Annotated in this window: 16 protein-coding genes; all 16 read left to right on the top strand. The window is 35.5% G+C overall.

The features are described from left to right. Positions 1-1,044 precede the first annotated feature (1,044 nt). The 16 genes from AVL50_RS32860 to AVL50_RS02500 all read left to right on the top strand — a co-directional run bounded on the left by AVL50_RS32860 (position 1,045) and on the right by AVL50_RS02500 (position 25,267). The gene (locus tag AVL50_RS32860) at positions 1,045-1,200 is read left to right on the top strand and encodes a hypothetical protein (protein WP_157491111.1); all 156 of its coding nucleotides are present in this window, start codon (positions 1,045-1,047) and stop codon (positions 1,198-1,200) included. 151 nt (positions 1,201-1,351) lie between these two features. Next, positions 1,352-3,547, top strand: coding sequence for a glycoside hydrolase family 3 C-terminal domain-containing protein (locus AVL50_RS02570; RefSeq protein ID WP_062614911.1), 2,196 nt, complete (start codon positions 1,352-1,354; stop codon positions 3,545-3,547). A 131-nt stretch (positions 3,548-3,678) separates the two neighbouring features. Further along, positions 3,679-5,661, top strand: coding sequence for a cellulase family glycosylhydrolase (locus tag AVL50_RS02565; RefSeq protein WP_062614910.1), 1,983 nt, complete (start codon positions 3,679-3,681; stop codon positions 5,659-5,661). Between the two features lie 543 nt (positions 5,662-6,204). Then, positions 6,205-9,888 (top strand): cellulase family glycosylhydrolase, encoded by a 3,684-nt coding sequence (locus AVL50_RS33280; protein ID WP_172826748.1) that lies wholly within the window; start codon positions 6,205-6,207, stop codon positions 9,886-9,888. Between the two features lie 228 nt (positions 9,889-10,116). Further along, complete coding sequence (locus AVL50_RS02555; RefSeq protein ID WP_062614909.1) at positions 10,117-10,299, top strand: hypothetical protein; 183 nt, start codon at positions 10,117-10,119, stop codon at positions 10,297-10,299. Positions 10,300-10,646: 347 nt separating this feature from the next. Then, entirely contained in the window at positions 10,647-13,628 is a 2,982-nt protein-coding gene (locus tag AVL50_RS02550) for a two-component regulator propeller domain-containing protein (protein ID WP_062614908.1), read from the top strand. 196 nt (positions 13,629-13,824) lie between these two features. Further along, positions 13,825-14,691, top strand: a complete 867-nt coding sequence (locus tag AVL50_RS02545) for a glycyl-radical enzyme activating protein (protein ID WP_172826747.1) — start codon at positions 13,825-13,827, stop codon at positions 14,689-14,691. Between the two features lie 6 nt (positions 14,692-14,697). Then, positions 14,698-16,845 (top strand): pyruvate formate lyase family protein, encoded by a 2,148-nt coding sequence (locus AVL50_RS02540; protein ID WP_062615048.1) that lies wholly within the window; start codon positions 14,698-14,700, stop codon positions 16,843-16,845. Between the two features lie 2 nt (positions 16,846-16,847). Then, positions 16,848-17,261, top strand: coding sequence for a hypothetical protein (locus AVL50_RS02535; RefSeq protein WP_062614906.1), 414 nt, complete (start codon positions 16,848-16,850; stop codon positions 17,259-17,261). Positions 17,262-17,312: 51 nt separating this feature from the next. Beyond that, positions 17,313-18,767 carry a glycoside hydrolase family 47 protein gene (locus AVL50_RS02530; protein WP_062614905.1) on the top strand — a complete coding sequence of 485 codons (1,455 nt, stop codon included), beginning with the start codon at positions 17,313-17,315 and terminating at the stop codon, positions 18,765-18,767. A gap of 214 nt (positions 18,768-18,981) precedes the next feature. Next, positions 18,982-20,100, top strand: a complete 1,119-nt coding sequence (locus AVL50_RS02525; protein WP_062614904.1) for an MFS transporter — start codon at positions 18,982-18,984, stop codon at positions 20,098-20,100. A 169-nt stretch (positions 20,101-20,269) separates the two neighbouring features. Beyond that, positions 20,270-20,881, top strand: coding sequence for a thioredoxin family protein (locus tag AVL50_RS02520; RefSeq protein WP_062614903.1), 612 nt, complete (start codon positions 20,270-20,272; stop codon positions 20,879-20,881). 62 nt (positions 20,882-20,943) lie between these two features. Beyond that, complete coding sequence (locus tag AVL50_RS02515) at positions 20,944-21,552, top strand: hypothetical protein (RefSeq protein ID WP_062614902.1); 609 nt, start codon at positions 20,944-20,946, stop codon at positions 21,550-21,552. Between the two features lie 108 nt (positions 21,553-21,660). After that, on the top strand, positions 21,661-23,220 hold the full coding sequence (bshC, locus tag AVL50_RS02510; protein ID WP_062614901.1) for a bacillithiol biosynthesis cysteine-adding enzyme BshC: 1,560 nt from the start codon (positions 21,661-21,663) through the stop codon (positions 23,218-23,220). 29 nt (positions 23,221-23,249) lie between these two features. Beyond that, positions 23,250-23,870: a sterol desaturase family protein gene (locus AVL50_RS02505; RefSeq protein WP_062614900.1), complete on the top strand. Its 621-nt coding sequence runs from the start codon at positions 23,250-23,252 to the stop codon at positions 23,868-23,870. 35 nt (positions 23,871-23,905) lie between these two features. Beyond that, positions 23,906-25,267 carry a dipeptidase gene (locus AVL50_RS02500; RefSeq protein WP_062614899.1) on the top strand — a complete coding sequence of 454 codons (1,362 nt, stop codon included), beginning with the start codon at positions 23,906-23,908 and terminating at the stop codon, positions 25,265-25,267. The last annotated feature ends 520 nt before the right edge of the window (positions 25,268-25,787 follow it).

Here is a 25,787-nt window from a genome sequence, read left to right as displayed (position 1 = left end):
TGTATTACAATTGAATTAATGATTATCATTTTATTTTAATTTAAGTTACTGGTTTATAGGTGTATAATTTTGTACTTGGGAAGTTGTTGTATGTAACAATATTCATACTGAACCAGGTCTGGATGACACAAACAAGGCCATCATTTTTAATAAAATACAACCTTTTCTTTGGTAGATAAAGCAAATGAACTTCAAAAAAATCACTCCTTTTCTACTTCTTAATCCACTAGTGTTTGTTTTCGCACTCTATAAGATCGTTAACTTAATCAATGCTGATGGGTTTAAAGTAATAGTTTTATCCATATTTGTGAATATAGCCGTCTTTTCAGCTTCTTCTTTATTGCTTGACCGGGTATTGGTGAGAAGAGTAAGCCAACGTTTACTAATTGTTTTTGAAGTCGCTATTTACTGTTTAGTAATACTCTCTTTTCATCTTAATTAGGTTCAATTATTCAGGTAGATTTTATTATTTATGATGGTAACATCAATCAAAATCCTAATTTTTGTATTGCAAGTTTCTTTTGTTGATTTATTTAAGCGATAAATTCTATTCTTTAAAAATAAAGAAGAGTTTAAGTGAGGTGTTTTTATGTATTCTTGATCGTAATTATTCTATAATATATTCTTTGTTAAGTGTCTTTAAATTAGTGTTTTATGTATTGTTGTTGTAAAAATGATGTATTAAGAATGAAAAAATGTGGAATCATTTTCTTTTCATTTTTTTTAGTCTTCATTATGATTGTGTATTGATGAACATGAAATGAAATAAGAATATTTTGATGGGTTAGTTAGATAGCGTTAAATGAATTTAACCTGTCGATTTACAAATGGAATGAATAATTTTAGACACATATTACTTACCTCCATAATTTCTCAAAGTGGTCTTCGTAAAGTACGGCACAATTGTATATTGTCGTCAGTAACTTTTAATAGAAACATTGCTACTCATTGTCTATTGCTGAAAGAATGATTGCAATTTTTATTAACGGATCAATCGTCAAAAAATTAAATAAGATAAATAATTAATTGGGTTAGGATATAGCAATGAAAGAGAAGACTAAGATCAATAGTGTACCAACTTCTCAGTATAGATTTTTTACTAAAAAGGAATTGGAACAAGTATTAGGACATACACAGTTAGACAAAAAGCAGAATAGGTACTTGAATAGTGAACAGACGAACGGACAACTACTTATCTGAAAACTGAACCAATGTTGAATGAAATTCTATCTTTTGCTTTGGGCCAAGGCTCAAAGCGAAAGAAGAATCAACAACAATCAATGCGAATAATGATAGTCTACAAAGAAGTTTCATTTGAATTGAGATGACTTTGAAAAGATAAAATAAGAATATGAAAAAGAACAGATTTGACAAACTGAAGTTTTTAATAGTATTACTATTGTTGGGAGGAAATGTATTTGCCCAAACTGATACAGAAAAGGAGATTGATAAGATTATCGCTCAAATGACAGTGGATGAGAAAGTGACTATGTGCCACGCACAATCCAAATTTACGTCTGCAGGTGTACCAAGGTTAGGTATTCCTGAAGTTTGGATGTCGGATGGACCTCATGGAGTAAGAGCCGAGATCAATTGGGATAACTGGGGGTATGCAGGTTGGACCAATGATTCTATCACTGCTTTTCCTGCATTGACGTGTTTAGCGGCAACTTTTGATGAACAATCTTCATATGATTATGGTGTTGCCGTAGGCGAAGAAGCACGTTATCGTAAAAAAGATATTCTACTTGGCCCTGGTGTAAATATTTACAGAACACCATTGAACGGTAGAAATTTTGAGTATATGGGAGAGGATCCACACCTAGCTTCAAAATTGGTGGTGCCTTACATCAAAGGAGTGCAGACCAATGGAGTAGCTGCTTGTGTGAAACATTTTGTAGCTAATAATCAAGAACTTTGGAGAGGTCATATTAATGTAGAGTTGAGCGAAAGAGCACTACGTGAAATTTACTTGCCTGCGTTTAAAGCTGCAGTTTTAGAAGGTGAAACTTGGTCTATGATGAGTGCTTACAATCAGCTCAGAGGACAATATTGCTCTCATAATGAAGAATTGGTCAATACAATTCTTAAAGGTGAATGGGGTTTTGATGGTGTTTACCTTACAGACTGGGGTGCGGCGCACGACACCAAACAGTCTGCACTTTACGGTTTGGACATTGAAATGGGAACAGGTACAAATGGTTTGACATACTCAAAGAAAAATCATTATGAAAACTATTATTTGGCTGGAGCATTTAAAGAATTAGTTAAAAACGGAGAGGTAAGTGAAGAGGTGTTGGATGATAAAGTCAGAAGAATATTAAGATTGATTTATAGAACAAGTTTAAGTGAAAACCGCCCACTAGGAAGTGTGAATACAGATGCTCACCATGAGGTGGCTAGACGAGTAGGGCAACAAGGAATTGTATTGTTGCAAAATGAAGATAATTTCTTCCCAATTGCAGACAAGCTAGGATTGAAAATAGCCGTAATAGGTGAAAATGCTACTCGTATGATGACAATTGGTGGTGGTTCTTCAGAATTGAAAGTTGAATATGAAATTTCACCTTTGCAAGGAATTCAAGAGAGATTTACAAATGCAGAAATTACTCATGCGATGGGCTATGCTTCGGGACCATCACAATACGGAAGAGTAATTCCTTCTACTTTAGATGCAGATGAGTTGAAAAAAGAAGCATTGGAAGTAGCAAAAAACGCAGATGTCGTTCTGTTTTTTGGCGGATTGAACAAGAGTCATCATCAAGATTGTGAAGATGGTGACCGTACAACTTATGATTTACCTTTTGGTCAAGGTGAATTGATTCAAGCACTTTCAGCAGTCAATGAAAATATTGGGGTAGTATTGGTCAGCGGAAATGCTGTGGCTACACCTTGGACGGACCAAGTTAAAGGGTTAATGCAGGGATGGTATTTAGGTAGTGAAACGGGACATGCGATGGCTGATGTAATTTCAGGAGATGTTAATCCTTCTGGTAAATTGCCGATTACATTCCCTAAAAAATTAGAAGATAATGGTGCTCATCAACTAGGCGAATTGTCTTATCCAGGTGACTCGGTTAATGTAGAATATAAGGAAGGAATTCTAGTAGGTTACCGTTGGCATGACACAAAGAAAATAGCTCCAAAATATGCCTTTGGATATGGCTTGTCTTATACAGATTTTGAAATCAGTGAAATTGCTGTGGACAAGAAAGTATATGCTCCAGTAGATGAAATTACAATTACTTGTGATCTGAAAAACAATGGTGAATTAAAAGGAGCTGAAGTAGTGCAAGTGTATGTAGGTAAGAATAAGTCAAAAGTGGAGAGAGCACTTAAAGAACTGAAAGCATTTGAAAAGGTAGAATTAAGTGCTGGTGAAACATCAAAATTAACATTGAAAGTAGCAATAAGCGATCTGAAATATTATGATGAAGAGCAATCAGATTGGGCGCTGGAAAGTGGAGATTATTATATCTACGTTGGCAACTCATCCGATAATATCTCAAAGAGATTAAAAATCTCGGTGGATAGCAACGTGAATTAAAAATATTCAAACTGCCTCTTGCACATTTTTTACGAATACAATGTACTAAGAGATATTTTCAAAATGCTCTTAATATCAAACAAACAGTAAGGGGCAGTTTACTTTTCAATCTATTTATTAAAAGAACTAACATGAGAATTATTACTACAACATTTATTTCTATTTTACTACTTTTTACATCTTATGAGAGTATCGCTCAACTCTCTCCTGAAGATGCGGCCAAAGCAATTGGCAGAGGGATCAACATGGGTAACACACTTGATGCCCCCTATGAAGGGGATTGGGCTTTGAAAGCAGAGGAATATTATTTTGATGCGTATAAAGAAGCAGGTTTTCAGTCTGTTAGAATTCCCATCACCTGGGCCAATCATGTTAGTGAAACAGCACCCTATGAAGTAGACCCAAAATTTATGAACCGTGTGGAGGAAATCGTCGACTGGGGGTTGGAAAGAGACTTCATTATCATCATTAATTGCCATCATGAAAAGTGGTTGAAAGAAAACTATAATGCGGAAAATGTTGCTCGTTTTGAAGCCATTTGGACCCAAATGTCTGATCGTTTTCATCAAAAATCAGATCGTTTATTATTTGAAGCTCTAAATGAGCCTCATGGTATGACTATCGCTGAGGCGGCGGATGCTAATCAAAGAGCCTTGAATATTATAAGGGAAAAAAATCCAACAAGAAATGTAATCATTGCAGGTAATGAGTGGTCGGCAATTAAAGACCTATTGACAATGCCAATCCCTGAAGATGATGATTATTTGATTGGGTATTTTCATACTTATGATCCATGGGACTTTTCTTCTGCTGAAGTAAAGAAAACGTGGGGGACTGATGCAGAGAAAAATTATATTTCTAACGAATTCCAGAAAGCAAAAAATTGGAGTGATCAAAATGGAATACCAGTTATAATTAGTGAGTTTGGTGCGGTGCATGACACTGATTTTAATTCAAGGATGCGTCATTATGCTCACTATGTGGAAGAATCTTTAGCAAGAGGCATTTCTTTCATGGCCTGGGATGATGGTGGATGGTATGAAATCTATCAGAGAGCTGAAAAAAAATGGCATGAGACAAAAGATATTTTAATCTATAATACAAAACAAACTCCTACAAATATTCAATTGTCAATGAATCCTGATTCAACTGTTGTGATAGCATGGGAAAATAGAGCGACAGCAACGACCAAATTGAGAATTGAACGTAAATCAAAAGGAGAGTTTGAAGTGATTGATGAAGTTGCCCCAAGCCAAAGTTCATATACAGACCTTTCAGTAAAAGCAGGACATATCTATCAGTATAGAATCTCTCAGATGGAGGGTGATCAGGTGATTATTTCTTATCCACAGAAAATTGATTTGATCAATTATGAAATTAGACCTTTTGGAGCTTCGCCTCTAGTGCTTCCAGGAGTGCTTGAAGCTGAAAATTATGATATTGGAAGAGATGGTTATTCCTACAAAGACCAAGAGCAAGAAAATCTTGGAGGTGCATATAGAGAGGATGGAGTTGATATTGAAGAAAGAGAAGATGGTGGTTTTCATGTAGGATACCTAGAGCAAAATGAATGGTTGCAATATACGGTTAACGTTACAGAGCCGGGAATTTATACATTGAGTTCTTTAGTGGCAGCCGAAGAAGCAGGAGGAAGATTTATAGTGACATCTTCTAGTTCATCAAGCAGAGCAATTGTGGATGTTCCCTCAACCAACAGTTGGCAGACCACCACAACAGTAAATACTGAAATGGAATTGGCATCAGGAGAGCAGACTTTAAAAATCACAATTAATAAAAAGCCTGCTTTTAACATTGATAAAATTGTTTTTACAAAGAAGGAAGAAATTCCTACAAGTTTGGGAGGTGAGTTGAAAAGAGATCAAACATTGATTTATCCTAATCCATTTCATTCTTCATTTACTTTAAGATTTGCAGAAAATAGCTCCCATGGTCATCAAATTGAGATCTATAATCTTGTTGGCAATGTAATAGATACAACGACAATTGAAGGGATGCAATCTACTATTGACCTTACAAACGTTCCTGAAGGAATATACTTTGTAAAGTATCAGTTGAATGGGAGGGATTATGTCAAAAAAATAATTAAGAATTAGAGAAAATAGTGAGCGTGTTGTTGAAAAATAGATCAATGAAGGGAGCAGGCGTTGTCTCTTAAATGATGTGCTGTTTCTTTTTTGAAAAAATAATATTTAGAAGAGGATATAGATATATTGTACTTTCAACAGCCGCTCATTTTCCTCTCATCAAAAAAATACAGTGTCCGATTGGTTACCTTCCTTTATAGAAAAGCGTTTCTTGGTTTTGAAGTAGTGTTTTTTAGGTAAAGGAAGGGTTTTTATAAAAGAAATGAATTATTACGAATAGATACAAAAGTTGGGTAAAAAACATCCAAAAGTAAATTTTGCACTTTAAACGGTTTTCTAATGTGTGTAAGGATTTCAGAGTCAACTACTTGAAGTAAAACTAGGAAATAACAAGCTTTGAAGTGAATATTAAAAGCTTGTTAAGAAGTCTTTGTAGAGTATGGATCCATTATAATTCAGTTAACAATTTACTTAACTTTAATCATTCAAAAACCAGCATTATTCTAGTAATAAACCAATTAAAATACTAGAGCTAGCTATAACTAAATGAGTATGAGATATTTTAAGCTTTTCTTCCTATTGAAGTGCATTGCTATGGTGAGCATTTCAGGATTGACTATCGATGCAAAAGCACAAGTAAGCCAAAATGGTTTGCTTCAGGTAAATGGAAATAAAATAGTAAACAGCAGTGGACAACCCGCTAATTTTGCAGGGCCAAGCTTGTTCTGGTCTAACAACAATTGGGGTGGGGAAAAATTCTATAATGAAGGTGCCGTTTCTTGGGTGAAACTGGATTGGAACGCCGGAATTATTAGAGCCGCAATGGGTGTTGAAGCTGATGGAGGCTATTTTAGTGAGCCATTTAGTAACAAAGCAAAAATCGAAACAATAGTAAACGCAGCAGTGGCCAATGATATGTATGTTATCATAGACTGGCACTCTCATCATGCCCATGAACACGATTGGGCAAAAGCTTCCGCTTTCTTTGAAGAAATGGCACAAAAATACGGGCACCTTGATAATGTGCTTTATGAAATCTACAATGAACCATTGCAGGTTTCTTGGTCTTCTGCTATTAAACCTTACGCGGAGTCTATCATTACAGCTATCCGTAAACATGATCCAGATAATATTATTATTGTAGGTACGCCAACATGGTCTCAAGATGTGGATCAAGCAGCAAATGATCCCATTAATCAACCGAATATTGCTTATACTCTACATTTTTATGCTGGAACTCATGGTCAATATTTAAGAGACAAAGGAAATTATGCCTTGTCAAAAGGAGTAGCACTTTTTGTGACAGAATGGGGGTCTGTGAATGCAAATGGTGATGGCGGTGTCAATTATGATGAAACATCAGCGTGGGTAGAATGGATGAAAGCCAATAGTATTTCACATTGTAACTGGTCTCTCAACGATAAAGAAGAAGGTGCGTCGGCATTATATCCAGGTGCCTCAACAACTGGTGGTTGGTCTAGTCTGACTCCATCAGGAACTTTGGCAAAGGAAATTATATTATCGTATGCAGGAAATGATGGGGGATCTTCAGAAGAAAACATTATCACAGGAAATTGTGAAACAGTAACTTTGCCTGGAACTATTGAAGCAGAAGCCTTTTGCAAGGCACTAGGTGTTCAAACAGAAACTACAACTGACACAAATGGTGGTGAAAATGTAAGATATGTTGATGATGGAGATTGGTTGGAATACACCATCAATGTCCCAGAAGCAGGGAACTATAAAGTAGAATTAAGGGTAGCTTCTGAAGGTGGAGGAAGCCGACTGAGAATAGATCAATATGAAGGGAATAATGTTCTAGGAACAATAGATATACCGAATACTGGTGGATGGCAGTATTGGGAAACTATTGATCTTGAAGTAAATTTTGAGACAGCAGGTGAACAGAATATTGGTATCTATGCATTAATTGGAGGAGTAAATATTAATTGGATTTCAATTACTCCGGTGGAAGAAAACGATGGAGGACTTGGTGTTATTCCCGGAAAAATAGAAGCCGAAAATTATGCTTCAATGTCTGGCATTCAGACAGAAACAACCACTGATATAGGTGGAGGTGAAAACGTAGGCTGGTTTGATGCTGGAGACTGGGTAAAATACAATGTGACAGCGGTTAACGCCGGTGATTATACTTTGAAGTTGCGAATGGCTTCGTTAAATGGTGGCAATGTGTCTTTTGATGTGAATGGGAACACAGTGGCGACCTTAAATGTGCCTTCTACAGGCGGTTGGCAGACTTGGCAAGATATCACAGAAACAGTGACTTTACCTTCTGGAAATTTTGAAATGGCATTGTCTACTTCTACAGGTGGTATTAATGTAAATTATTTAGAGTTCATAGAAGAAGTGCCGTGTATTCCAACAGACACTTTATTTTCTATTTCACCTTCTAATACTACTTTATTTTTAAACGATTCAATTCAGTTGAGTGCTTTGGTAAAAGACAATTGTGAAAATGATCTTGTAGCGGCAATAGTATGGTCATCGAATGCACCCAATGGTGTATTCAAGGCAGAAGCTTTAGGAGAATATATAGTAACTGCAACGGTGAATGGTATTGTTGATTCCACTGTAGTTACTGTCAATGAAAACAATGGAGGAGGTAATGGCGGTTTTGTAGTTTCTAAAAATGGTCTGCTGCAAGTAAGTGGCAATAAGATTGTGAATAAAGAGGGGCAACCAGTGAGTTTTGCGGGGCCAAGTTACTTCTGGTCAAACACAGGCTGGGGTGCTGAGAGGTTCTATAATGCAGATGTAGTTTCTTGGACAAAACAAGATTGGAATGCTGGTATTATTAGAGCGGCAATGGGTGTAGAAGATCCAGGAGGTTATTTTGAAGATCCAGCCGGTAACAAAGCTAGGGTAGAAACGGTGGTAAACGCAGCCATTGATAATGATATGTATGTGATCATTGACTGGCATTCACATCATGCCAACGAACATGACTGGTCAAGAGCAGCTAGTTTTTTTGGAGAAATGGCACAGAAATACGGACAATATGATAACGTCATTTATGAAATTTATAATGAGCCTTTACAAATTTCATGGTCTTCAGGAATCAAGCCTTATGCGGAGTCAATTATTGCATCAATACGTCAGTATGATCCTGATAATATCATCGTTGTAGGTACACCGACTTGGTCGCAAGATGTGGATCAGGCGGCAAATGATCCCATCAATCAATCCAATATCGCTTATACGCTTCATTTTTATGCAGGAACTCATGGTCAATACCTTAGAGATAAAGGAAATTATGCTTTGTCAAAAGGAATTGCATTGTTTGTTACTGAGTGGGGATCAGTGAACGCAAATGGCGATGGAGGTGTGAATTACACAGAAGCTCAAGCTTGGGTAGACTGGATGAAAGCTAATGCTATTTCACACTGTAAATGGTCACTTCATGATAAAGTTGAAGGGGCTTCTTACTTAAACTCTGGAGCTTCGAGTACAGGTGGTTGGTCAAACCTTACCGCATCAGGTACTTTTGCCAAAGAAATTATGTTGAGCTATGATTATGGACTGGACAATAATGGAGGTAACGGGGACAATGATGGTGGCAATCCGATAGGTTCATCCCTTCGTTTGGAAGCAGAAAATTACACTTCAATGAGCGGTATTGAAGTTGGAGGCAATGTCGTAGGATATATCGATGCTGGTGATTGGTTATCTTTCGAAAATGTGAATATTACTGCAAGCGGAAATTATACGATTTCATATCATGTATCAAGTCCGTATAGTGGAGGAAAAGTTCAGTTGGAAGGAGATAATGGAACGCCAGTGTATGGAAGTGCTGATGTTCCAAATACAGGAGGGTGGAACACCTACCAATCGGTAGCTCATTCTGCTTACCTCACTAAAGGAGTTCAAACATTTCGAATTCATTTCCCTGTGGGACCTTTTAACATTGATTGGATAGAAATTGTACCTGAAAATTCAAATAATAGAAAGGTAGTTAACACACAGCAATCGCTTCATGATGAAATTGAAGTGTTAGCTTATCCTAATCCATCACACAATGTTGTGCATCTATCAGGTTTAGACGGTCAATTCCACTTGTTGGAAGTATTCAATTTGGATGGGCAAATTAAAGGCAAAATGCAATTGGAAGAAGTTCAATCATACCACTTAGATATCAGTGATCTTCAAGATGGTATCTACTTGGTTCAACTGACTGGGAAGGATAAGTCCAAGACTATCAAAATTATAAAACAATAATTAAAAAAATATAATAAGGTCAATTTTTAGTGTAACATCGCCACTTATAAGGTGATAAAAAATAAGTGTAAAAGGTGACTTTTATCTTTTTATTCTTGGTGATTTTTGGGTGTTATTTTAACTCAAAATTAAATTACTTAATAAATCTTAATGACCTTAAAATAATAATATTTTTTATCGTTCTTGAGTATATGATTAATAACATGTCTAACATAAATTGACGAGACAATGGAGAACACAATATTGTCAGCTATAGAAAAGCTAGAGCAGCAAGTAGCTTTTATGAAAGGAAGAATCAAAGACCTAGAAGGAAATGGTTGTTCCCTGAAGGATACAGAGCACTTAAGAGCACGTATTAAACGTCACAAATTAGAACTCAACGAACTCAGATTTCAGCAGGCAAGAGGGTAGTTTTCCCAAGGGTTAATCATCCACATACTTAAAGAAATTGAAAAAATAGACAAGTATTCAGTTACTTGTCTATTTTTTTTGGTCTGTATTTTTACTCTATTGACCTCCTTTTAACTCCACTAAAACTTGAATCTTTTATCCGGTTTTTATGTTAAATTAAATACGAAGAAAGAGCAAGCTTGGTAGTCATATTTTGACCTCTTTCTAGAACGTAATTTTTCAAACTAGCAGAATTTAGTTTACAACGTATTAAACGTATATAGAACATTTGCTTTCTACTCTATATATGCGTATTTTTATACTATATACTGTTATATTTATATTCTTTTGAACTATCTATAAAGCCAATGATAAGAACATTACTTTTTTTTATACTAACATCCTTTTTTACACCGGCTATTTTACAAGCACAACATATCAAAAAACAATTTGAGCACTTAAGAACAGAAAATGGGCTTTCTGATGCTACGGTAAGTTCAATTTTGCAGGATAGTAAAGGATTTATGTGGTTTGGAACCTTTAAAGGCTTGAATAGGTATGATGGTTATGAAATGAAAGTTTACTCCTATGGCATGGGGAGTGAAAAAGGACCAAATGATAATATGATTTCTTGTTTGCTGGAAGATCATAAGGGGCTTTTATGGGTTGGTTTTTTAAATAATGGAGCCAGTGTATATGATCCAAAAGATGAAACTTTTCAGCATTATGCAGGTGGTTGGCAAGAAGATTTAATGGTGCCAAGCTATTCTGTAAACTGTATGATGGAAGATGATGAACAGCAACTCTGGATTGGTGCGAGCGGAGGAGTTTCTATCATTTCAAAAGACAGAAAACAGTTCAAAAAGTATTACTATGAAGAAGGCAATCCGAATACCATCAATGGGGCTTCGGTTTATGATATTGTGGAGGATAAGTGGAACCGAGTTTGGTTGGCTACTGATAATAGAAAGCTTTCTGTTTATGATAAAAACACAAATAAGTTTTCGGAAGTAGAATATACACATCTGCCATTGAAAAGTATTGATGATAACGTCAAAAAGAATCTTTTGATTTATAATGATACCTTATTGTACGTGGGAAGTAACAGCGGAGGCTTAGCAGAGTATAATTTATTGACAGGTGAATTTACAACTTATGTTACAGGTGAGCCAGGTAAAGGACCTAGCAGTAATAATATCAAAGATATAGAACAAGTTGGTAACAAATTATGGCTGGCAACTGACGGTGCAGGATTGGATGTTTTTGATGTTACTACAAAATATTTTGAATCTCATATTCATTCCAAAGTCGATCCTTTGTCCCTCTCAACAGATGTTTTGTGGAGTTTGTACAAGGATAGGGAGGAAAATATTTGGCTAGGTGCGTATTTGGAAGGTGTAGACAAATATGATCCCCGTAAAAACTTCTTTAGACAAATAAGTCATATTCCGTGTAATGAGAATACATTGCCCAACAAACCTGTTCTTTCTTTGTATTATGACAAGAAAGGAAAGCTTTGGGCCGGTACCGACTGGGGTGGACTTCATCAGCAGTCTGAAGAAAATGAGAACTACTTTAAGCACTTTGATATTGATGGTAAAGAAATTGATGGTTTTGCTGTTGATGTTGCCAAAACTATAACAGAAGATTCTCTAGGTAATTTTATTGTCGGAACATATAGCCAAGGTCTCAGGATCATTGATAAAAAAACGGGAAAATATTACCATATGAAAAGAGAGTCCAATGATGATTGTCTGACCACCAATAATATTTGGGCACTTTATACAGATTCCAAGGGTATCACCTGGGTGGGTACTTTGGGTGGTGGAATCGCTCAATTTGATCCGGTGAATAAAGAATGTGTGAAAATGGATTTGGATTACTTAAACGCAGGCCAGATTCATATCTATCATATTTTTGAAGATGCCCAATCCAATATTTGGTTCAGCACGGATAATGGTGTGCTGAAATATGAAAGAAGCACAGGCAAATGGACATTTGATTTGATGAAAGGACTGATTGAGAAAAATCATAATTTCAATTATATCAGAGCCGTTTTTGAAGATAAATTGAGACACATTTGGATGGCAACTGCTGCAGGCTTGGTCAAGTACCTTCCGGAAAGAAATGAGTTTAAAGTACTCACAGAAGAGAACGGGATTCCACAATTACCAATATTAAATATTACATCAGATAGCAGAGGAAACTTAATCATTGTTTCTAAGAATTATATTTCAAAAATGACCTTATCGGATGAAGAGATAGTAAGTTTCCATATTTCTAATAACTCTTTTAACTATAATTCTTTAGCAAAAAATAAACGAGGAGAAATATTGATTGGAGGTACGGATGGAATAACAACGTTTAATCCTCAGATGTTGAGCGAAAATGAAGTTGCTCCACCAGTTTATATTACAGGCTTTGATATTTTCAACGTCCCTCAATTGCCTTTAGATTCAGCTTCAATTCTTAATAAATCAGTATTAGAGACAGAAACAATTGAGTTGGATTATGACCAATCAGTGTTCAATTTTAATTATTGTGCACTGAATTTTACAGAGACAGAAAGAAATCAATACGCTTATAAGCTTTCTGGTTTTGATACAAAATGGAACTATGTTGGAGATAGAAGAATAGCCACTTATACTAACTTGGACCCGGGTAAGTATACTTTCAAAGTGATTGCGTCTAACAATCATGGTGTTTGGAATAAGGAGGGGGCTTCGATTAATGTCATTGTCAACGCACCTTTCTGGCAATCGACATGGTTCAGGCTCTTGATGTTCATTTTGTTTTTAGTGACGCTCTATATATTGCAAAGAGTTAGGATTATGAATGTCAAGAAGCAATTTGCTTTGGAGAGTATTCAAGCAGAGCGAGAGAAAATTCAAATTCAAAACACTACTTTAGAGAAAGAACTGGATTCTACAAAAAGTGAATTAACCAACATTACAATCAGTCACCTTCATAAAAACCAGAGTTTACAACAGGTCAAACAAAAGCTGGAGGAATTAGCGACTAATCTTGGAAGTACTGAAAAGCGGAAAATTAGAACAATTGTCAAAGAAATCAATAAGGAGAGTGATGATCATGACTATTGGGATAAATTCGAACATCAGTTCAATAAATCACATGATAATTTCCTGGAAAGGTTCAAAGCAGAGTATCCTGATCTCAGTAAACGTGAACTCAGAATTTGTGCTTACTTAAGGATGGATCTCGAAAATCAGGAAATTGCAACATTGATGAATGTCAGTGTGAGGACACTCGAAACTTCTCGTTATAGAATCAGGAAAAAGATTGGGTTAGAGAAAAGGAAATCTCTAACCAAAATGATAACAAGGTTTTAAATAAATATTAAGGCTGCCGATGGGTAGCCTTTTTCTTTTTCAAGGAAAATTAGAAATGCCGTGCTAGTATCATGAATACACGTTGTAGTACACTACTATAAATTGAATAATTATTCAATACACCTTTACTTTGTAATTGATGAAACGAAAGGAATTATAAACTTTGAGGAATCGATCTATGATTTTGGAAAAAGGAATGATTACAAATTTACAACGGCTTTCTTTACATGATGGTAATGGTATTCGTACTGTAATCTTCTTGAAAGGGTGTAATATGAGATGTTTGTGGTGCCATAACCCTGAAACCTTTTCCCAAAAAGTTCAAATAGAAAGAATTGATCAGAAATGTATTTCTTGTGGAGCATGTGTAGAAGTTTGTGGTTCTGGAGCATTGTCAATGTACAACGGTAAGGTACACTATAATGCCAAATCGTGTACTCAAAATGGAGATTGTATACCGGTTTGTTATTCTGGTGCTATGCATCAAGTTGGTGAAATGCACACGTCGGAATCACTCTACAAAGCCATTGAAAAAGATGTCCCCTTTTTTAAATTTTCTGATGGAGGAGTAACTTTTTCGGGTGGAGAACCTCTACTGCAGCACCAATTTTTAATGGAGGTTATTCAATATTTCAAATCAAAAGACTTGAATATTGCTGTAGAGTCCAACTTCAATGTTTCTTGGAATATTATTTCGAAATTCCTGCCTTATGTAGATCATTGGTTAGTAGACTTGAAGTTTATCAATGCAGAGAAACATAAAAAATGGACCTTTACAGATAATCAAAAAGTGTTGTCTAACATTACACTGTTGGATAATCAAAAAGTGAGTTATGAATTAAGAACTCCTTTAATACCTACTGCCAATAACATTAAAGAAGAGCTTGTTGCCATCAATGATTTTGTCAATCAGCTTTCTAACTGTAAGCAGTTTAAGCTCAATCCTTATCATAAACTAGGGGAGCAGAAATATAAAAACTTGGGTTTGGAATATAACCTAGCACACATAAATGAAATGAGTCATTCTGAGTTCCAATATTGGTCTAGTTTGATAAAGAAATAAATGGAAATGAAAGAATATTACTTACAAAAAATTGAGAACCTGAAAAGAGCGAAAGCACTTCAAACCAAGGAGAAAATTCGAAAAGAAGGTCTTTTGGATGAAGATGATTATGGCAGAATTGCTGTACCTGACAAGGGGTGGGAGATTATCCCAAATCACAGTGATGGCTCTTTTTATGGCATACAAGGTTGGACGGATAACTTCTGTGATTTGATGGACAACCATCCAACTTATATTGATGGGAATGATGCTTTTGCAGGACGCTGGATTTATTTCATGTCAAAAATGCGTCCCAACAAATGGAATCCATCGTACCCTTTTACCCATCTTATAGCAAATCAAGAAAAGTATGATATTATTCATGGCATTGGCGATGATGCTCACTTTGCACCTGATTTTGAATTAGGCTTGCAATTAGGTTGGGGTGGATTATTAAAAAAGATAGAAACTTCTGCGGCCATAAATCAAGGAGAAGAGCAAGAAGTATTTTATCAAGCCCATAAAAGAGCAATTGTCAGTATTCAAGGTTGGATCAAAAGACATATTGATGAGTTGGCATTGATGATACAAAAGGAAGAAGATCCTTTGTCAAGAGAAAACCTTCTCAAGATGCGAGAGACCAATAGAGCTATTCTTCATCATCCACCAAAAACATTGCGTCAAGCTTGCCAATGGATTATTTGGTTCCACCTTGCCTCAAGGACGTACAACCGAGATGGAGCCGGTGGACAAATTGATACGCTTTTACAGCCGTATTTTGAAAATGATATAAAGAATGGAATCATTGACAAAGAAGAAGCTATTTATTATTTGTCATGTTTTCTAATCAACGATCCTATTTACTGGCAATTGGGAGGGCCTGACGGTAATGGAGGCGATGTATCTTCTGAGATTTCTTTTTTAATTCTTGAAGCAGCAGACAAGATCAATACCTCATTAAACATTACTGTTCGTGTGCATGATCATATGAATCAAGAATTGTTTGACCGATCATTGGACTACTTGATTAAGCATAAAAATGCCTGGCCACGTTTTTCAGGGGACAAAGGATTGATTAGTGGCTTTATGAAAAATGGATATTCAGAAGAGTTAGCAAGAAAAAGAATTGCAGTGGGATGTAATTGGATGTCTTTGCCGGGTTTGGAATATACCATGAATGACCTTGTGAAAGTCAATATGGCTAAAGTATTTGAGGTGGCTTTTGAGGAAATAATGGCAACTTCAGAAGTCAAAAGTACTGCTGAACTTTGGGGTAAATTTACAGCTCATTTAGCCAAAGCGGTAACTACGGCGGCTGATGGAATTAAGCATCATTTGAAGTATCAAAAATACAACGAGCCTGAACTGATTCTGAATTTATTGTCTTACGGACCTTTGGAAAAAGGGAGAGATGTCAGTGATGGTGGTGCAATGTATTATAACCTCTCCATTGATGGAGCTGGAATAGCAATTGTTGCCGATTCATTTGCAGCTATTGAGCAAAGAATTGAAGAAGAAAAGCGTTTGAGTTGGGAAGATTTACAATCTCATCTCAATTCTAATTTTGAAGATGAAAATGGGGAGAGAATTCGAACATTGCTTCAAAACAGTGAAAGATATGGGCAGGGAGACACCAAAGGTGACAAATGGGCAAGTTTAATTGCAGAACATTTTTCAGCCTTAGTTAAAAATGAATCAGATGCAGAGCAAAACCATTGCTTTATTCCAGGGCTTTTCTCTTGGGCCAATACCGTCGGTCTTGGCAAAAAAGTAAAAGCAACTCCAAACGGAAGAAAAGGAGGAGAGCCAATCAATCATGGAGCGAACCCTACACCTGGTTTTGTAGTGGATGGAGGCTCACTCGCTTTAGCGTCAGCAATTGCCAAAGTGCAACCGGGGTATGGAAATACGGCTCCAATGCAATGGGAATTGGATCCATCTTTAGCCAAAGAAGAACACGCAGAGATCATAGGTGCTATTATTAAAACCCACTTTGAATTGGGAGGAACTCTGATCAATGTGAATATTATGGATAAAGAACAAGTATTGGCCGCACACGAAAATCCTGATCTATATCCTGATTTAGTGGTGAGAATTACAGGTTTTACCGCTTATTTTGCGATGCTTTCTAAAGAGTTTAGACAGCTTGTTGTAGACAGAATATTAGAGAATTAAGTATGAATATTACAGAAAGATATACACACGAATCAGAAGGTTATAATCCTTTCCTGATTCGAGAAGGTTGGCAAGTAGCTCAATTGAATTATTCAGAAGGAGCAAAGCCCGAGAATATCAAAAAATTGGATATTCATTACCAAACGGATGAAGCTTTCTTATTAATAACAGGAAAAGCAATTTTGGTAGCCGCTTCTATCGAAAATGATAGTATCCATTATGATATGGAAGAGATGAAAGAAGGTGTGACCTATAATATTCCTAAAAATGTATGGCATACCATCGCATTGCAAGAAGGGGCAAAAGTCTTAATTATTGAAAAAGATAACACACATTTGGGTGACTTTGAGTTTTATGATTTTAATGCATCACAAGAAGCTCAATTCTTAAATGAGATCAATAAAATTTGGAAATAAATTATCTACTTAAGTACTCGTACTTATTATAACCATTATCAAGTAAGGAAAATGAAAACTACCATCAAAAAATCATTAGTAGCCTCAATTTTAGTGGCATCAACTACACTTTTAGGAACTTCATGTACAACTGCTACTAGTGTTTCAAAAGAAACAGTTACAGAGGAAATTTCATCAAAGGAGAAACAGCAATACCAAGAGAGAGTTAAAACGGCATTTAAAAAAGGGTGGAGAGCCTATATGAATTATGCAAAAGGATTAGATGCGGTGAACCCTATATCAGAAAAAGGGCATAATTGGTATGCAGAGTCGCTATTAATGACGCCTGTAGATGCTTTTTCTACCATGTACTTAATGGGATTAGAAGAGGAAATGAAAGAATGTAAGGATTTAATTTTCTCTGAATTAGATTTTGATAAAGATTTAGACGTACAACAATTTGAAATTGCAATTCGAATTTTAGGCGGTTTACTTTCTTCATACCAATTGGATGGTGATCCTAGATTCTTAGAGTTAGCCAAAGACCTTGGTGATAGAATGATTCCTGTTTTTGATTCACCTACTGGAATTCCTTACCGTTTGGTAAACCTTCGTACAGGTAAAGTAAGTGGTCAGGGCACAAACCCATGTGAAATTGGTTCAATGCTATTGGAATATGGTGTTTTATCGAAATTGACGGGAGATGATAAATACTATGAATTGTGTAAAAGAGGTATCAAAGCTTCTTATGATCGAAGAGGTAAGACAGGATTGCAAGGTTCGTGGATTGATCAAGATACAGGAGAATGGGCAGACACAAGAGCTCATATCTCAGGAGGTATTGATGCTTACTATGAGTACTTATTAAAGGGTTATTTGTTGTTTGGTGATGAAGACTTATTGGAGTGGTACAACGTTTCAAGAGATGCAGTCAACAAATATTTAGTCGATACAACTTCTGTAGATGGTGAGTTCTGGATTGGTTGGGCAGATATGAATTCGGGGGAAAGATTGAGTACTCGATTCGGTGCATTGGATTGTTTCTGGAATTTATGTTATGTATTGGATGGCGATTTAGACAGAGCCGAAAAGTTACAAGCATCTATCAATAAAATGTGGTTCAAAGACGGCATTGAGCCAGAGGCTGTAGATTATACTACAATGCAACCATTTTATGAAGGAGCTGAATACTATATGATGAGACCAGAGGCAATTGAGTCTACTTATTATGTATGGAGAGGTACTGGCAATGACAAATACTATGAGCAAGGCAAGAAGATGTTTGAAAGCATTGAAAAGTACTGCCAAGTTGAAAATGGTTATGTTCAGCTGAAAGATGTGAAGACAAAAGAGAAATGGGATACTTTGGAAAGTTTCTTCTTTGCGGAAACCATGAAATATTGTTACTTATTCTTCGCTCCATCAGAAGTATTTGACTTAGAAAAATATGTGTTGAATACGGAAGCACACCCATTAAAAAATACTTGGGATAAAGGATGGAAAGGAAATAAAATTGGTTTGAAATAACCCTTTATTTTCTAATCAATGGAAGAGCTAAGCTGTTAAGGTTTAGCTCTTTTTTTGTGTTCAATGGACTGTTCCTTAAAATTAAAACGTCTATATTCGCAGTTAACTATTACAACAAACAAGATGACCAAAGAAATCATATTAAGTAGAGGTCATTATTTTTCGACAATTAAACCAACTGAAATTGAAAAATACTTCCGCATTCCGATCACCGATGTACAAGTTTTTGCTTGTCCTATCTATTGCAACAGCATTAGGTTTTCAAGGCTGGCGTACATTGTTCAATAATTTTGCTGTCGATGAAATTGGCTTAAATGGTTTTGATATTGGAGCCATACAATCTTTCAGAGAAGTTCCAGGTTTTCTTGTCGTGACAGCCTTATTCTTCTTGATGTTTATTAAAGAAGACCGATTTGCTTCTATATCTATTATTGTGATGGGAATTGGTGTTGGACTGACAGGGTTATTTCCTTCATTTTGGGGATTGATGATGACCACTTTGATCATGTCAATTGGTTTTCATTACTATGAAACTTCTAATCAGTCACTCACATTACAAAGTTTTTCAAAAGAAGACAGTCCCCATGTTTTGGCAAGACTGAAAAGTGTTATGGCATTTACGAATATCGCTATTGGTGGAGCTATCTATGGGTTGACTTTTGTGGCTTCGTATGAAATTATTTACTTGTTGATTGGTGTTGTTGTTGTATTGGCAGGAGTTTGGGCATTGTTTCAAAAACCAATTGAGGAAGACGCAGTTATGCAACATAAGAAGATGATATTAAAGTCGAAGTACTGGCTTTTTTATGTTTTGAATCTTCTAAGTGGTGCAAGAAGACAAGTTTTTGTAGTATTTGCGGTATTGCTTTTGGTGGAAAAATATAATTTCTCTATTAAGGAAATTACCATTTTGTTTGTTTTGAACAACATTGTTTCGATGTATTTCAATCCAATTATTGCAAGAATGCTCAATAAATATGGTGAACGAAAAATGTTGAGTTTTGAATACATTAGTCTTACAATCGTTTTCCTGGCATATGCATTAATAGAAAATCGATGGGTAGTGGCAGGACTTTATATTATAGATCATATTTTCTTTAGTTTTTCAATTGGCATCAAAACATATTTCCAGAAAAATGCAGATCCAAAAGATATTGCTCCTTCAATGGCAGTAGGATTCACGATCAATCATGTAGTGGCGGTATTCCTTCCGTTATTAGGAGGTTGGATTTGGTTAAAAGACTGGACGATGCCGTTTTATGGAGGTGCAATTCTCTGTGTTATCTCCCTTATTTTTGCTCAATTTGTTAAGGTTCCTTCCCTTAAGAAATAATTTCATTGTATTATATCAAGTAATGTGAACGATCTATGAAAAAATTGAGCTATAGAATAAAATAACTGCCTTCATTTTATTAATTTAATATTTAAGTTTTACAATATTATCATTGTTAAATGAGGCAATACATTAATTATATAATCAACCTAATCATTCAATTATTCGTATGGCAGAAAACCAAACTGTAGCACAAGAGTATATCGATAATGCTTTTACTTATGAAACATATAGAGAAGCACTGGATAACCTATTATCTGATGAACCTACAATTATCAGCTACGATGATTCTCAACTAGTAGATTATACTCGTTTGAATGTTACAAGAATGCAAAGGATTGACAAAACCAATCGTCTTTTAGATCCTTTGAGAGTGGCAGGAAGAGCGGTAAACACAAGTGTTTACTGGCTGGTATTGACTGAAGGGTGGTGTGGAGATGCTGCTCAAAGTATACCAATCATTGCTGAGGCCGCTCAGGTTTCACCAAAAATAGAATTGAGATTTTTATTGAGAGATAATAATCAAGACCTTATGGAGCAGTTCTTGACTAACGGTTCAAGGTCTATTCCAAAATTGATCATGATCGATCAAAAGACGAATGAAGTGTTAGGAGAATGGGGACCTAGACCGGAAGAGTTGACAGCCTTAATTCCAGAATTCAAGAAAGAAGTAGGAGAGGATAAACAGCAGTTTTCAATGAAAGTCCAAAAATGGTATAACAAAGACAAAGGGAAAGCTATTATGAAGGACCTGCAGAAATTATTGGAAACCTTGAAATAAATCTCAAAAAATGCCATAAATTCGATACTGTAATTTATGGCATTTTTTTGTTTTACTATTTTATGTCTTCACATCACATTGTCAGAGATGATCAGGAACCTGCCGTTTTAGTGGGCAAGGTAGATGAATCTCAATTTCCACTTTTATTTTCATTGTTGGAATGGAGTCCAATTGTAATTGCTACAGCACAGTCTTATGAAAAATTATTATCCTTGGATATCAAGATTGATATTATCTTTTATCAAGAGCATAAAGAAGAAATCAATAAAAATATGACAAGGCAAAATGAATTTTTTGAGTTGGTGCATTACCATGACGCATTGTTGGAGACGGTACTGAAGTGGTTGTCATCCCAAAAACACTTTGCATTGAATTATATCACCAATGTATTGGATACCTCAAGCCAAGAACTGCTGAAAGACCAAGAGTACATCAATACCCTTGTAGTTTTTGCTGATGATTTTAAATACGTATTAAATAAAAATTCCCCTTTTGAAAAATGGATACCAAAGGGCGTTGAAATAACTTTTGATGGTGCCGTTCAGGAGTCTGAAAATATTGAATTACAAAAAGAAGGAAAATATACAGTCATCAATGATGGAATCATAAAAGTTATGCATCAAAACAAACTTATCATTGGTGAAAAAATGAAAGTGGCATATGACCGATAAATAGTGTTTTGATAGTGTCAACTATTGTTGAAACAAATATTTTTTAGTGATTCACTATTTTTTTTCAAAACATCCATTAAATTCGTAGGTCGAAGAATAATAAACACAATGAATACTTACAAAATTCCATTCGAAACAGCCGGTTTATACGGAAAAATGTTTCTAGATTACCTTTCAGAAAAAGAAGAGATTAAACCTTTATATCAATACTCACCCCAATTATCATCATTTGATCAAATTATTGAAAATCGAAGTGATTTTACGGATGCATCGAGACAAAGGTTAGTACAATCTTTACATGATCAATATAGTAAAATAGAGGATTATCCATCAGCACAAGTTGATTTACTTTTAGATAAAAATACATATACAATTATCACAGGACACCAATTGAATATCTTCACAGGTCCTTTGTTTTTTGTATATAAAATTGCTGCCACCATTAATTTGTGTAAGCAGCTGAAAGAAAAGTACCCAGATAAGAATTTCATTCCGGTGTATTGGATGGCAACGGAAGATCATGATTTTGAGGAGATTGCCTCATTTCAGTTAGGAGGAAGGAAATATACTTGGGAACATCCTAACCCTTCCGGACCTGTAGGAAGGTTGTCGTTGGAAGGAATGGATCAGATTCTTGATAGAATCAAAGATATGCCAGAGTTATTTGTGAAGGCATATACGGAAAGTGAAAATCTCACAGAAGCTACTAGAAAGATCGTTAATACGCTTTTTAAGGAATTTGGATTGGTTTGTGTAGACGCGGATCATAAAGCTTTAAAAGAGCCTTTCAAAGAAATTATCAAAAAAGAGCTTTATGAAAGTGTGAGTTTTGAGAAAGTGTCTAAGACCAATGCTTTAATTGAAAGCCAAGGGTATAAAACGCAGATCTTTGCAAGAGAGATAAACCTTTTCTTTATGGAAGATGGAGTCCGTTTGCGATTAGAAAAAACAGCAGAAGGATTTCAAACTGTGGGAGGTGAATTTTCATGGACTTCAGAAGAAATGGACGTTCTAGTAGAGGAGAGTCCAGAGAAGTTCAGTCCTAATGTAGTATTAAGACCTGTTCTTCAAGAAGTCTTATTACCTAATTTAGCTTATTTAGGAGGGCCTGCAGAAGTAATTTATTGGTTACAGTTGAAAGAAGCTTTTGAGGCTTACAATGTTCAGTACCCAATGGTATTACCAAGGGGTTTTTGTTTGGTTTTAGACGGACATTTCAGTGAGAAGTGGCGTAAATCAGGTTGGCCTTTAGAAGAACTTCTTCAACCGAAAAGAGCTATTGAAGAACAGATTCTTGATGGAAATGAAGATGTTGATACAGATATTACAGCGGAGTTGGCAAAGATTGAGCTGGCTTACAGTGAAATCTTAACCAAAGCCAATGCTATTACTCCTAATCTTAAAAAGCATGTTGATGCTGAAAGAACACGAATGTTGAAACGTGTAGAGCATACCCAAAGTAAGCTGAGAAAAGAGGGTAAAAGAAAAATCCAAGATGATATTGAAAGAGTGCTATGTATAAGGGAATGTTTATTGCCAAATAACGCTCCGCAGGAAAGAATTGTCAATTTGATGGAGTTTTGGCCTAAAAATGTGAATTTTATTCACGAACTTATAGGAGAGTTAGACCCATTATCCTTTAGTTTAAATGTGATGGTGGGTGATTAATCCTTTAACCCTTACATAACTATTTTATAATGGATATTTCTTCATCTTCAATTAATGAAAAAAAATCTAACGAAAAGAAACTATTTAAGAACCCTATACTAGAAAAACTTACCCATACACACGCAGCAGTGCCCATATCAATGTATCTCATTTTTGGAGCAGGCTTGCTTGTGTATGGTCTTTATTATCAACTCGTAACATTAAGTCTCACTATTGCTCTTTTTCTTGTAGGATTGTTACTTTTCACTTTGGTGGAATATGTTATGCATCGTTTTGTATTTCATATGAACCCTACCACACCTTTAAAAAAAGATATCACGCACAAATTCCATGGGGTGCATCATCATCACCCTAAGGATAAATCAAGGTTAGCTATGCCTCCTATCGTTAGTGTCTTATTGGCTTCTTCCTTTTTTTATCTGTTTTATTTAGCATTAGATGACTATTGTTTCCCTTTCACTGCAGGTTTTCTAACAGGATATGCCTTATATTTGGGAGTCCATTATATGATTCATGCTATGCACCCTCCAAAAAATTTTTTAAAGATTTTATGGATCCATCATAGTATCCATCACTATAGAGATGACACTAAGGCGTTTGGAGTCTCATCACCCTTATGGGATTTCATTTTTGGAACAATGCCTGATTGATTATTAATCAGTTTGACTTTTTAAATACATATAACATGACTAAGTACATCGAGGAGAATAAGGATAGATTCCTATCTGAACTTTTTGATTTATTACGTATTCCTTCTGTAAGTACCGATGTGGAATATCAACCTGACATCAAAAAAGCTGCGGCATTTATTGCACACAAACTAACAGAAGCAGGAGCGGATAAAGTTGAGATTTGTCCAACAAAAGGTAATCCTGTGGTTTACGGAGAAAAAATTATTGACTCTTCATTACCAACTGTAATTGTATACGGACACTATGATGTACAACCTGCTGATCCATTAGATTTGTGGGACACTCCTCCATTTGAACCTACTATCAAAAACGACAGTATTTATGCAAGAGGTGCATCAGACGACAAAGGTCAGATGTATATGCATATAAAGGCTTTTGAGTCAATGATGAAAAACAATACATTGGCTTGTAATGTGAAGTTTATGCTGGAAGGTGAGGAAGAAATTGGTTCTGTAAACTTGGGCGATTTCATCCGTGAGAGAAAAGAAGACTTGAAAGCAGATGTAATTTTGATCTCTGATACAGGGATGATCTCTGTAGATACACCTTCAATTACTGTAGGTCTGAGAGGTTTGAGCTATATGGAATTAGAACTAACAGGACCTAATAGAGATCTTCACTCAGGTATGTATGGTGGTGCTGTTCAGAATCCATTGAATGCTCTTTCTGAAGTGTTGGCTGCATTAAAAGATAAAGACGGTCACATTACAATTCCTGGCTTCTATGACAAAGTTGAGGTATTGACAGAAGAGGAAAGAGCTAAAATGGCTAAAGCTCCTTTTGATTTAGATGCTTATAAAAAAGCATTGGATATTGATAAAGAATTTGGAGAGAAAGGATTCTCAACAAACGAAAGAACAAGTATCCGACCTACTTTAGATATCAATGGTATGTGGGGTGGATATATTGGCGAAGGTGCTAAGACTGTTATTCCGTCAAAGGCATACGCTAAAGTTTCTATGCGTTTGGTGCCTCACCAATCATGGGAAGAGATTTCTGACTTATTTGCAAAACATGTTGAGTCATTGGTTCCTGACGGTATCAAAGTGAAAGTGACAGCACATCACGGAGGAACACCAGTAGTAATTCCTACAAATTCTACTGAATATCAAGCAGCAAATGATGCATATGCAGAGGCATTTGGTAAGGAGCCTATTCCAGTAAGAAGCGGTGGATCTATTCCAATTGTTGCACTTTTCAAAGAAGAACTAGGATTGGACTCTGTTATGATGGGATTTGGTTTAGATTCTGATGCGATTCACTCACCAAACGAAAAATTTGGAATTTTTAATTTCTTGAAAGGAATTGAAACAATTGAATTATTTTACAAGCATTATGCAAAATTAAAAAAATAATGCTTTCAAAATATTGAAGATTAGGAGCAGTTAGGCGTTACGCTTAATTGCTTTTTTTTATGAAATAGATAGATTAAAGAGAGCCTGTTAGGTGTTTTGAATCAACAATAAAAAAGGGTTATCTAGAAAGACAACCCACAATTATTTAAATTCTTTAAATAAGTTAAGGCTAAGGTATACAGTCATGAAAAAAAATACCCATAGTAACACAACTTGAGGCGGAGTTGTGTTAGCAACTTTAACGTTTGTAAATATAATTATTCTAGTGTATAAATTGCATTTAATGTAGTTTTTTTTTCAAATTTCTGTAATAATCATCTTTTTAAAAGAATTGAGAAACTTTTTGATGCTAAAACTCAACTTTCTGAAATTTATATCTTAATTTTGCAATTTAGAACCATACTAAATAGTGTTGTGGACTTTTTCCATTTAAAATAGTAGGTTTCTAATGAACAAATCAGTTATGTTTTCAGTTATAGATGGAAACATATCAAATACAAAGTAGAAATTAGACAACGTA

The organism is Flammeovirga sp. SJP92 (assembly GCF_001583495.1).
In the GTDB taxonomy this organism is placed as follows: Bacteria; Bacteroidota; Bacteroidia; order Cytophagales; family Flammeovirgaceae; genus Flammeovirga.
This window is presented reverse-complemented; position numbering and strand designations above follow the sequence as displayed.